This window comes from Dankookia rubra, assembly GCF_004355005.1.
In the GTDB taxonomy this organism is placed as follows: Bacteria; Pseudomonadota; Alphaproteobacteria; order Acetobacterales; family Acetobacteraceae; genus Paracraurococcus; species Paracraurococcus ruber_A.
Window position 1 is genome coordinate 1 of record NZ_SMSJ01000274.1, and the last position, 1235, is coordinate 1235.

General features: G+C 71.6%; 1 protein-coding gene. It reads right to left on the reverse strand.

Going from position 1 to position 1235, the window contains the following annotated elements:
* The coding region (gene glmM, locus E2C06_RS36510) for a phosphoglucosamine mutase (RefSeq protein WP_133293393.1) at positions 1-1235 on the reverse strand (1235 nt) is incomplete at both ends.

Genomic DNA, 1235 nt, shown 5'->3' on the forward strand with positions numbered 1-1235 from the left:
GTCTCCACCGTGTCGTTGACCAGCGCCTCGTCCTCCGCCTCGGCCATGACGCGGATCACCGGCTCGGTGCCGCTGGCGCGGATCAGGATGCGGCCGCGCTCGCCGAGCTTCTCCTCATGCGTGGCGATCTCGCGCTGCACCTCGGCATGCTTCAGCGGCGAGGCGCCGGAGAAGCGCACGTTCACCAAGCGCTGCGGCAGCGGGCGGAAGCAGCGGCAGACCTCGCTGGCGGGGCGGCGGCCCTCGACCAGTACCGCCAGCACCTGCAGCGCCGCGATCAGCCCGTCCCCGGTGGTGCCGAAATCGGTCATGATCATGTGGCCGGACTGCTCGCCGCCGAGGTTGCAGCCGGCCTCGCGCATCCTCTCGCCGACATAGCGGTCGCCGACATTGGTCCGCAGCAGGCCGAGCCCGCGCTCCCGCAGGTAGCGCTCGAGCCCCATGTTCGACATCACGGTGGCGACCACGTTGCCGCCGCGCAGCCGCTCCTGCGCGTGCCAGAAGCCGGCGATCAGGGCGAGGATCTGGTCGCCGTCGATGATCGACCCGGCCTCGTCCACCAGCACCAGCCGGTCGGCATCGCCGTCGAGCGCGATGCCGATATCGGCGCGGCGCTCGCGCACGATCTCGGCCAGCCGCCCCGGCGCGGTGGAGCCGACGCCGTTGTTGATGTTGAACCCGTCCGGCGCGACGCCGACCGGCACCACCTCCGCCCCGAGTTCCCACAGCACCGTCGGCGCCACCTTGTAGGCGGCGCCATGCGCGCAATCCACGACGATCCGCAGCTTCTCGAGCGTCAGGCCGCGCGGGAAGGACTGCTTCGCTGCCTCGATGTAGCGGCCCGGCGCATCCTCCATCCGGCTGGCGCGGCCGAGCCTGGCCGGTGCCACCAGGGCGGCGACGAGGTCGCCGTCCATCAGCGCCTCGATCGCCGCCTCCTGCGCGTCCGAGAGCTTCAAGCCGTCGGGCCCGAACAGCTTGATGCCGTTGTCCTCGTAGGGGTTGTGGCTGGCGCTGATCATCACGCCGAGATCGGCCCGCAGGCTTCGGGTCAGCAGGGCGATCGCCGGAGTCGGCAGCGGCCCGACCAGCACCACGTCCATCCCTGCGCCGATGAAGCCCGCGGTCAGCGCCGGCTCCAGCATGTAGCCCGAGATGCGGGTGTCCTTGCCGATGACGACGCGGTGGCGATGGGTGCCGCGGTTGAAGAAGCGCCCGGCCGCCTGGCCGAGGCG